Below are 11075 nucleotides of genomic sequence, written 5' to 3'. Positions count from 1 at the left end.
GCCAACAACCCACCGGACTCGTCCAGCCCCAGCAACGACACCACACCAGCACACGAACCCGCCTCGACCAACAGCTGCGCCAACGCGACCCGATCGACACCTTCATCCACACCAATTCGGCAGACCTCAGCACCCCGCTCAGCCAGCCCACCCACCACAGCCGAGTCGTCCACACCCTCGGCCGGCACCACCACCAGCCAGGAACCGGACAACCGCGCCCCCGACGAGACCTCAGCCAGCGGCTTCCACGACACCCGGTAACGCCAACCATCCACCTCCGACTGCTCCTGGCCCTGTCGGCGCCAGGCCGAGAGCGCAGGGATTAGCTCGCTGAAGGGCGCGTCGTCGTCCACATCCAGTTCGGCGATCAGCGACGCGAAGTCTTCGCGCTCGACCGCCTCCCAGAAGCGTGCGTCCACAGCGCTGGTGGCCTCTGGAGTGACCGGGCCGCCGGTCGACAGGATGCTCTCCGGCCAGTAGCGCTGCCGCTGGAAGGCGTACGTCGGCAGATCGACCCGCTGGGCACCCGTACCTGCGAAGAACCCTGCCCAGTTCACCTCCACACCCCGCACGTGCGCCTGAGCCAGCGCGGCGACCGCCGTCTCGGCCTCGGGACGACCGTTCCGCAGTACGGGAAGGAACGCCGCAGCGTCAACCGTCACGGACTCCTGAGCCATCGCCGAGAGCACGCCACCAGGACCAAGCTCCACGAACGTCGTGACGCCCGCATCCTCCAGCGCACGTACGCCGTCCAGGAACCGGACTGCCTCACGGACGTGCCGGACCCAGAAGTCGGCCGAACCCATCTCGTCCGAGACGACGGCGCCGGTCAGGTTGGAGACGACCGGGATGCGCGGGGACTCGTACGAGATGCCCTCGGCGACCGTACGGAAGGCGTCGAGCATGCCGTCCATGTGCGGCGAGTGGAACGCATGGCTCACCGTCAGACGCTTCGCCTTGCGGCCCTGAACCTCGAAGCTATCTGCGATCGAAGCAGCCGCGTCCTCGTCACCGGCGATCACGACCGACTGCGGACCGTTGATGGCCGCAATGCTCACCCGGTCCGTCAGCAGAGGCAGGACCTCGTCCTCCGATGCCTGCACCGCGATCATCACGCCACCCGTCGGCAGCGCCTGCATCAACCGCCCACGAGCCGCCACCAGCGCACACGCATCCTCCAGCGAGAACACACCCGCCACATGCGCGGCAGCAATCTCACCGATCGAATGACCCGCCAAGAAGTCCGGCCGCAGACCCCACGACTCCACCAGCCGGAACAACGCCACCTCAACCGCAAACAACGCAGGCTGCGTGTATGCGGTCTGGTTGAGAGCATCACCGTCGTCCCCGAACAGGACGTCCTTCAGCGGCACTTCAAGATCCAGCCGAGCACACACCGCATCCAGCGCATCCGCGAACACCGGATACGCCTCGTACAACTCACGGCCCATCCCCAGCCGCTGACTCCCCTGCCCCGTGAACAGAAACGCCAGCCCGCCACCGGCAACCGTGCCCTGCACCAGACCCGGCACCTGCTCGCCCGCCGCCAGGGCGTCCAGCTGCGAGGTCAGCGCCCGGCCGTCGGACGGGTCGCCGAGCAGTACCGCCCGGTGCTCCAGCGCCGCGCGGCTTGTGGCCAGGGAGTAGCCGAGGTCGAGTGCCCCGAGTGCTCCGGCGGCTGTCAGGATGCCGGTCGCGCGCAGCCGGTCCGCCTGGGCCTTCAGGGCCGCGGCCGTACGGCCGGAGACGAGCCACGGCAGCACCGGCAGGGTCCGCGTCGCCGGGGCGCGCGAAGGCAGGGCGTCGCCCGGCGTCCGCACGGCAGGGTTCTGCGGTGCCTGCTCGATGATGGCGTGCGCGTTGGTGCCGCTGTAGCCGAACGAGGACACACCGGCACGGCGCGGGCGCCCGGTCTCCGGCCACTCCCTCCGCTCCGTCAGCAGGGCGATGTCGCCGGCCGACCAGTCCACGTACGGCGTGGGCTCGTCAATGTGCAGAGTCTGCGGCAGCACTCCGTGCCGCATCGCCATGACCATCTTGATGACACCGGCCGCTCCGGCCACGGCCTGGGTGTGGCCGATGTTCGACTTCACGGAGCCCAGCCACAGCGGCCGGTCTTCCGCGCGCCCCTGGCCGTAGGTGGCGAGGAGTGCCTGCGCCTCGATCGGGTCGCCCAGGGTCGTACCCGTGCCGTGCGCCTCCACCGCGTCCACGTCCGCGGCCGACAGACCCGCGTCGGCAAGGGCCTCGCGGATCACCCGCTGCTGCGAGGGGCCGTTGGGCGCCGTGAGCCCGTTGCTCGCGCCGTCCTGGTTGACAGCGGTGCCCCGGACCACCGCGAGCACCGGGTGGCCATTGCGCTGCGCGTCCGACAATCGCTCGACGAGCAGCAGGCCGACGCCTTCGGACCAGCTCGTGCCGTCGGCCGAGGCGGCGAACGCCTTGATGCGGCCGTCGGCGGCCAGCCCGCGCTGCCGGCTGAACTCGGTGAACGCTCCCGGCGTGGACATGATGGTCACCGCGCCCGCGAGCGCCATCGAGCACTCGCCGCGCCGCAGGGCCTGGGCCGCCAGGTGGAGGGTGACGAGGGAGGAGGAGCAGGCCGTGTCGACGGTGACTGCCGGACCCTCCAGGCCGAAGGTGTAGGAGAGTCGGCCGGAGACGACGCTGGCCGCGTTGCCCGTACCGAGGTGTCCTTCGAGACCGTCGGAGTCGTTCAGCCAGAGCTGGAGGTAGTCCTGCGCGTTGGAGCCGACGAAAACGCCGGTGCGGCTGCCGCGCAGCGTCGCCGGGTCGATGCCGGCGCGCTCGAAGGTCTCCCAGGTGGTCTCCAGGAGCAGCCGCTGCTGCGGGTCCATGGCCAGCGCCTCACGCGGCGAGATCCCGAAGAACCCGGCGTCGAACTCGGCAGCCTCGTGCAGGAATCCGCCTTCGCGGGCGTAGCTGGTGCCCTCGCGGTCGGGGTCGTCGCTGTAGAGGGTGTCGAGGTCCCAGCCGCGGTCGGCGGGGAAGCCGGTGATGCCGTCGCGGCCCGTGGCGAGCAGGTGCCACAGGTCCTCGGGGGATTCGACGCCGCCGGGGAAGCGGCAGCTCATCGCCACGATGGCGATGGGGTCGTCGGACTCGGCGGATGCGGCCCGGGTCGGTACGAGAGCCGGGCCGGTCGCGTCAGTCGTGGCCGTCAGGTCGCCGATGAGCTCCTCGCGCAGGTACCCGGCGAGCGCGGTCGCGGTCGGGTAGTCGAAGACGAGGGTGGCGGGCAGCCGCCGGCCGGTGGCGTCGCCGAGCAGGTTGCGCAGTTCGACGGCGGTGAGCGAGTCGAAGCCCAGCTCCTTGAAGGAGCGGCCCGGCTCGACGGCGGCCGGTCCGGGGTAGCCGAGCGCCGTGGCGACCTGCTTGCGGACGAGGTCGAGGAGAGTGCGGTCCTGTTCGGCGGCGGACAGGCCGGCCAGGCGCTGCCGCAGGCCGGTTTCGCCGCCGGTTCCGGCCGCGCCGTTCGCTGTCCGTCGTGCGGGGACCCGTACGAGGCCGCGCAGCAGCGGCGACATCGTCCCGGCCTGGGCCTGCGAGCGCAGCGCGGTCAGGTCGGCGCGCATCAGGACCGGCGCCGCTTCGTCGATCCGGTGGACGAGGTCGAAGAGCTCAAGGCCCTCGGCCAAGGTGAGCGGGGGCAGTCCGTTGCGCCGCATACGGCTGATGTCGGCCTCGTCGAGGCTTCCGGCCATGCCCGCGCTGTCGGCCCACAGGGCCCAGGCCGTCGAGGTGGCGGCGAGGCCCTGGGCCCGGCGGTGCTGGGCGAGGGCGTCCAGGAAGACGTTTGCCGCCGCGTAGTTGCCCTGTCCGGGGCCGCCGAAGACGCCGCCGATGGAGGAGAAGAGGACGAAGGAGGAAAGGTCGAGGTCCCGGGTCAGCTCGTGCAGGTTGCACGCCGCGTCGACCTTGGGGCGCAGCACGGCCGAGAGTCGCTCGGGGGTGAGGGAGGCGATCACGCCGTCGTCCAGAACACCGGCGGTGTGGACGACCGCGCCGAGCGGGTGCTCGGCGGGTATCCGGTCCAGTACGGCTGCCAGCGCGTCCCGGTCGGCCACGTCGCACGCCGCCCAGGTCACCGACGCGCCCGCTTCGGCCAGTTCGGCGCCGAGCCGCTGTGCCTCGGGAGTGGCGCCGCCCCGGCGGCCCACCAGCAGCAGATGCCGTACGCCGTGCCCGGCGACGAGCCGGCGGGCGATCAGACCACCCAGCATCCCGCCCGCGCCGGTGATCAGCACGGTGGACTCGGGCGCGTACTCGGTGGTTGCGGCGTGGTCCTGCGTGGCGACCCGGGCGAGCCGGAGTGCGTGCACGGAGCCGTTCCGCAGGGCGAGTTGCGGCTCACCGGCGGTGATCGCGGCAGGCAGAGCGCGTACGGAGTCGTCGCGTCCGTCGGTGTCGATCAGCAGCAGTCGGTCGGGGTACTCGGACTGCGCGGAGCGCAGCAGGCCCCAGACGCCCGCGTGTACGGGGTCGGTGACCGTGTCGCCGTCGCCCGCTGCGACCGCGCCCCGGGTGACCACGACCAGGCGGGAGGCGGCGAACCGCTCACCGGCGAAGAGCTCGTCGCCGAACCATGCCTGGACGAGGGCGAGGGCATGGTGGGTGGCCGCGTGCACGGCCTGAGCCGATACGGCCGACGCGGCCGATCCATCAAGGGCAGGCGATCCATCGGCGGCGGCCGGTCCGAAACCAGCCAGTACGGCGTCCGGCACGGCCGCTCCGGCATCGACGGCCGCCGCCAGCTCGGCGAGGTCCGCGTAGACCGCGAACTCGCCGGACAGCGCGTCCGGCAGCAGGTCCGGGAGTGCGTCGCCCAGGGAGACCACCCCGCCCGCAGCCCCCAACACCGCCCAACGGCCGGGCTTCGCAATGGGCTCGGCTACGGTCGGCAGCGCCGTCCACTCCGCCCGGAACACCGACTCGTGGTAGGCGGTGCGCGCCGCCTGAACCTGCTCCGCCGACACCGTCCTCAGGACGAGCGAGTCGACGGTCGCGACCGGAACACCGGCCGTGTCCGCGATCTCCAGCCGTACGCCGTTCGCACCCGCCGGTGCGAGATGCACACGCAGCGCCTCGGCACCGGCCGCGTGCAAGGTCACCCCGCTCCACGCGAACGGGAGCCGTCCCTCGCCCTCGGTTCCGCCCAGCACGCCGAGACCCAGCGCGTGCAGGGCCGCGTCCAGCAGGGCGGGATGCAGCCCGAAGTCCCGTGCCGCAGAAGCGGTTTCCTCCGGGAGCACGACCTCGACGTAGACACTCTCTCCGTGCCGCCATGCCGCCGTGAGGCCCCGGAACACCGGCCCGTAGCCCATGCCGACCTCGGCAAGGTCCGCGTACAGGCTTTCCGTCGGGATCAACTCGGCGCCCGCCGGGGGCCACTGGGCCAGTGCGAAGTCCGGCTGTGCCGAGCCCTGGGCGAGCACACCACTGGCGTGCCGCGTCCACGGCTCGTCGGCCGCGCTGCCCTGCGTACGTGAGGAGAGGGTGAACGTCCTCCGTCCCGTACCGTCCGTGTCCGGGGCGCCCATGTGTATCTGTACCTGTACGCCGCCGCGCTGGGGCAGCACCAGCGGCGCCTCCAGCGTCAGCTCCTCCAGGACATCGCAGCCGACGCGGTCGCCTGCATGAACCGCCAGCTCGACGAAGGCCGTGCCCGGTAGCAGGACGGTGTCCATGATCGCGTGGTCGGCCAGCCACGGGTGGGTGTCCAGACCCAGCCGCGCGGTGAGGAGCAGGCCCTCGGAGTCGGCGAGCGCCACCGCCGCACCGAGCAGCGGATGCCCGGCTTCCTCCAGCCCGACGGCGCTCACATCGCCGGCGCGGGTGCCTGGCTCGATCCAGTAGCGCTGCCGCTGGAAGGCGTAGGTGGGGAGGTCGACGCGCTGGGCGCCGGTGCCTGAGAAGTACGCGTCCCAGTCGACGGGGGTGCCGTGGACGTGGGCCTGGGCGAGGGCGGCGGTGACGGTCTCGGCCTCGGGGCGGCCGGAGCGGAGGACGGGCGCGAAGACGGTGTCCGCGTCTCCGGTCAGGCAGTCCTGAGCCAGGGCGGACAGCACGCCGTCCGGGCCGAGTTCGATGTACGAGGTAACGCCGGCGGCTTCCAGAGTGCGGATGCCGTCCAGGAACCGGACTGCCTCGCGGACGTGCCGTACCCAGAAGCCGGCCGAGCCCATCTCGTCCGAGACGAGGGCGCCGGTGAGGTTGGAGACCACCGGGATGCGCGGGGACTCGTACGAGATGCCCTCGGCGACCGTACGGAAGGCGTCGAGCATGCCGCCCATGTGCGGCGAGTGGAAGGCGTGGCTGACGGTGAGGCGCTTGGTCTTGCGGCCCTGAGCCTCGAAGGACTCGGCGATCGCAACCGCTGCATCCTCGTCACCCGCGATGACCACCGACTGCGGACCGTTGATGGCCGCAATGCTCACGCGATCCGACAGCAGAGGCAGAACCTCGCCCTCCGACGCCTGCACCGCGACCATCACGCCACCCGTCGGCAGCGCCTGCATCAGACGGCCACGAGCCGAAACCAACGTGCACGCATCCTCCAGCGAGAACACACCCGCCACATGAGCCGCGGCAATCTCACCGATCGAGTGACCGGCCAGGAAGTCCGGCCGCAGACCCCACGACTCGACCAGCCGGAACAACGCCACCTCAACCGCGAACAACGCAGGCTGGGTGTACACGGTCTGATCCAGGGCGTCGCCCTCGGCCGCGAACAGCACTTCTTTCAGCGGAAGTTCAAGGTCAAGCCGGTCACAGACCGCATCCAGGGCCCGAGCGAACACCGGATACGCCTCGTACAGCTCACGGCCCATCCCCAGCCGCTGGCTGCCCTGCCCGGTGAACAGAAACGCCAGCTTCCCCGCGTCCGCTGCACCTGTGACGATCCCCGTCGCCGAACCACCCTCCCCAAGCACCTCAAGCCCCGCCAGCAGACCCTCACGGTCCGCGGCCACCACCGCCGCGCGGTCCTCGAACGACGCCCGCCCCACCGCCAGCGACCGGGCGATGTCGACCGGACGCAGCTCGGGGTGCTGTTCGGCGTGGGCGTGCAGTCGGCGTGCCTGGTCGCGCAGGGCGTCCCGGCTCTTCGCCGAGAGGAGCCACGGCACCACCTGCGGCGGCGCAGTGGCCTCGGAGACGGGTGTCTCCTCGATGTCCGGGGCCTGCTCGATGTCGGGGGCCTGCTCGATGATCGTGTGCACGTTGGTGCCACTGACGCCGAAGGCGGAGACGCCGACCCGGCGCGGACGGCCCGTCGCCGGCCACTCCACCTGCTCGGTCAGCAGCGACACACCGCCCGTGGACCAGTCGACGTGAGAGGTCGGCTCGTCGACGTGCAGGGTCTGCGGCAGCACTCCCTGCTGCATCGCCATGACCATCTTGATGATGCCCGCGACACCGGCGGCGTTCTGGGTGTGGCCGAGGTTCGACTTCAACGAGCCCAGCCACAACGGCTGGTCCGCCGCGCGCCCCTGACCGTACGTGGCAAGCAGCGCCTGCGCCTCGATCGGGTCGCCCAGGGTCGTACCCGTGCCGTGCGCCTCCACGGCGTCGATGTCGGCGGGGGTCAGCCGGGCGCTTTCCAGGGCCTGCCGGATCACGCGTTGCTGGGCGGGGCCGTTGGGGGCGGTCAGGCCGTTGCTCGCGCCGTCCTGGTTGACGGCGGAGCCGCGTACGACCGCGAGGATTTGGTGGCCGTTGCGCCGGGCGTCCGACAGGCGTTCCACGAGCAGGACGCCGACGCCCTCGGACCAGCCGGTGCCGTCCGCCGCCTCGGCGAAGGACTTGCAGCGGCCGTCGGGCGACAGCCCGCGCTGGCGGCTGAACTCGACGAAGACGTCCGGGCCCGCGAGCACGGTGACGCCCGCGGCCAGCGCCAGCGAGCACTCGCCCTGGCGCAGTGCCTGGACGGCCATGTGCAGGGCGACGGAGGAGGACGAGCAGGCCGTGTCGATGGTGGCGGCGGGGCCTTCAAGGCCGAAGACGTAGGCGAGGCGGCCGGAGACCACGCTGGACGCGGTACCCGTGAGCAGGTGGCCCTCCACGCCGTCGGGGAGGTCGTGATTGCCTGCCCCGTACGCGTTGGCGGACGCGCCGACGAAGACTCCGGCCCGGCTGCCGCGCAGTGACGCGGGGTCGATCCCGGCGCGTTCGAAGACCTCCCAAGTGGTCTCCAGGAGGAGCCGCTGCTGCGGGTCCATGGCGAGAGCCTCGCGCGGCGAGATCCCGAAGAACGCGGGGTCGAAGTCGGCCGCGTCGTGCAGGAATCCGCCGTCGCGGGCGTAGGTGGTGCCCTCGTGGTCCGGGTCGGGGTCGTACAGCGACTCGATGTCCCAGCCGCGGTTGACGGGGAAGCCCGAAATGGCGTCGCCACCGCTCTCGACGAGTCTCCACAGCTCTTCGGGCGACCGGACGCCACCCGGGAAGCGGCAGCTCATCCCGACGATCGCGATCGGCTCGCGCGAGGCGTCGGTGAGCTCCTGGTTCCGGCGGCGCAGCCGCTCGGTTTCCTTGAGGGAGGCCCGCAGCGCTTCAACGACTTTTTCGTTGGGGGTTGTCATCACTTACTCCGCACTTCGGGCACGTCAGGATCGGTTGCTGTCGTTGTCGTTGCCGCCGGGGCGGGTGAGCCCGTCGACGCCGTCGGGATCACCGCCGCCGTCGAGCGCCAGGTCGAGGAGGTCCTGGAGATCCATCGTGTCGATGGACTCCCCTTCGTCGGCGGGGCTCGTGGCGGTGGCGGGGGTGTCGGGTCCGGCGAGCCGGAGCAGCGTGTCCATCAGTCCGGCCTCGCGGATGCGGCCCAGCGGGATGGCGGCCAGCGTCCGGCGCAGCTCCGCCTCCTGCGGGTCGGTGTCGACGGCTACGTCGGCCGGGCCGCCGGTCCCCTCGGGGAAGAGAGTTCGCAGCAGATGCCAGGTCAGCGCCTGCGGATTGGGGTAGTCGAACACAAGGCTTGACGGCAGCCGCAGGCCGCACGCGGCACCCAGGCGGTTGCGCAGGTCGACCGCGGTCAGCGAGTCGAAGCCGAGGTCCTTGAAGGCCCGTTCGGGTGCGACCGCGTCGGCGGACGCGTGCCCGAGGGCGGTTGCCGCGTGCTCGCGTACGAGGTCGAGGAGGGCCGCTTGCCGGTCGTCCCCGGCGAGCTCGGTGAGCCGTTGGAGGACAGCGGGAGAGGCGTCGGCCGCCGATCCATCGGCAGACGGGATGGTGCCGCGCAGCGCGTCCCGTACTTCGGGCAGGTCGCCGATGAGCGGGCGGGGGCGCGCAGCGGCGAACACGGGCGCGAACCGCGCCCAGTCGACGTCGGCGACGGTCACCGCCGCGTGCCGGCCTGCGACGGCGCGCTCCAGCGCGAGCAGGTTCGTCGCCGGATCCATGGGCGGGAGGCCACGGCGGCGCAGTTGCTCCTCCGCGTCGCCCTCGGCCGCCATACCTCCGTCGGCCCACGGCCCCCAGGCGATCGCCGTCGCGGACAGACCACGGGCCCTGCGCCGTTCGGCGAGCGCGTCGAGGAACGTGTTGGCCGCCGCGTACGCGCCCTGGCCACCACTGCCCCAGACACCGGCGATGGAGGAGAACAGGATGAATGCGTCGAGGGAGTCCGGCGCGTCGAACAACGCGTCGAGATGGACGGCTCCGGCCGTCTTCGCGGCCACCACACGGGCGAAGCCGGGGAGGTCAGTGCCGGTGCCGGGCGGCTGCGAGACGCCGGCGGCGTGCACCACGGCACGTACCGGGGTGCCGCCTTCGGCCAGCCGCGTGACCAGCGCTTCGAGCGCGGCCCGGTCGGCGACGTCGCAGGCCGCGAGGGTCACGGACGCGCCGAGCGCGGACAGCTCGGCCTCGATCTCGGCCGCACCCGGCGCCTCGGCGCCACGGCGGCTGACGAGTACGAGCCGCTCGGCACCCCGCTCGGCGAGCCGGCGCGCCATATGACGGCCGAGCGCTCCCGTGCCGCCGGTGATGAGCACCGTGCCGCGTGGGGTCCAGGCCGCGGCCGGCGCCGTCTCCGAGGCGGCGCGCACCAGCCGTCGTACAAGCGTGCCGGAGGCACGGATCGCCAGCTGATCTTCGTCGCCCGCTCCGGCGAGCAGCGCCATCAGCCGGGAAAGGACGCGGTCGTCGCACGTCACGGGCAGGTCGACGAGTCCACCCCAGCGCTCGGGATGCTCCAGAGCGAGGACCCGGCCGAGGCCCCAGACCTGCGCCTGGGCGGCGCCGCCGAGTTCGTCGGACCCGACGGCGGCGACGGCGTCACGGGTGATGCACCACAGCGGAGCTTCGGCGCCTCCAGTTGCTGCGGCCGGCGCTGTGGTGAGCACAGAAGTGAGCGATGAGGTGAGCGCCAGTCCGACGGGGACGCCGGGGTGTTCGGGGTGCGGCCGCTCGTCGAGGGCCAGCAGGGACAGGACACCGGCCACCGGGCCATCGGCCGCCGCCTCGCGCAGCCGCTCGTTCATGCGCGCACTCAGCTCGGCCGGGTCGCTGTCGGCGACGTCGAGCGGAACCGGTACGACCCGGGCGCCGCCGTCGCCCATCCGGTGGGTCAGGGCGCGGACCCAGGGATCGTCCGCGTACGGCGCCGGCACGGCCACGAGCCAGGTACCGGCGGGCGTACCCCGGTCCGCGCCGGACGACGGCTGCCAGGTGATGCGGTAGAGCCGGGCGTCCGCCTGCGACTGCGCCTGCTGGTTGCGCCGCCAGATCGACAGGACGGGCAGCACGGCGCTGAGCGGCTGGTCCCCGTCGATCGCCGGCTCACCGGCGAGCGACGCGAGGTCCGCGCGCTCGACCGCGTCCCAGAACCGGGCGTCGACGTCGTTGTCGGCGAGGCCGGCCGCGGAACCGCGCGGGGCGGAAGCGGGCTCGGGCCAGTAGCGCTTGCGCTGGAAGGGGTAGGTGGGGAGGTCGACGCGGCGGGGACCAGTACCGGTGCCTGAGAAGTACGCGTCCCAGTCGACGGGGGTGCCGTGGGCGTGGGCCTGAGCGAGAGCGGTGGTCAAGGTCTCGGGCTCGGGGCGGCCCTTGCGGAG

2 protein-coding genes are annotated in these 11075 nt (G+C 72.2%); both read right to left on the bottom strand.

What is annotated here, in order from left to right; all coding sequences use genetic code 11:
- Positions 1-8600, bottom strand: an 8600-nt coding sequence (locus AB0D12_RS40400) for an SDR family NAD(P)-dependent oxidoreductase (protein ID WP_362694867.1), incomplete at its 3' end; no start/stop codon positions are given.
- Between the two features lie 24 nt (positions 8601-8624).
- The coding region (locus AB0D12_RS40395) for an SDR family NAD(P)-dependent oxidoreductase (RefSeq protein ID WP_362694864.1) at positions 8625-11075 on the bottom strand (2451 nt) is incomplete at its 5' end.

Origin of the sequence: Streptomyces sp. NPDC048479, assembly GCF_040651435.1 — a bacterium.
GTDB lineage: Bacteria > Actinomycetota > Actinomycetes > Streptomycetales > Streptomycetaceae > Streptomyces.
The sequence above is the reverse complement of the archived record's forward strand: the minus strand, read 5'-3'. Positions and strand labels throughout refer to the sequence as shown.